At 38.3% G+C, this 222-nt stretch carries 1 pseudogene; it reads left to right on the plus strand.

Features of this window, described 5'->3' with window-relative positions:
* A pseudogene (locus tag GNY06_RS15470) lies at nt 1-222 on the plus strand (helix-turn-helix domain-containing protein); the annotation flags it as partial.

The following is a 222-nucleotide window of genomic DNA, read 5'->3' on the forward strand; positions in this document are numbered from 1 at the left end:
AAAGCCTGTAAAGTAATGGGCTATTCCCGAGACCGTTTTTATCGATTCTAAGAACTGTATGAGCAAGGAGGTGAATTAGCATTACAGGAAATCTCCAGAAGAAAGCCAGTATTAAAGAATCGTGTAGATGAAGTTATTGAAAAGGCTGTTGTTGATATAGCCATTGAGAACCCTACTTTGGGGCAGCTTAGAGTAAGTAATGAACTTAAAAAGCAAGGTTTC

It is taken from the genome of Elizabethkingia argenteiflava, assembly GCF_009904105.1.
GTDB classification, from domain to species: Bacteria; Bacteroidota; Bacteroidia; order Flavobacteriales; family Weeksellaceae; genus Elizabethkingia; species Elizabethkingia argenteiflava.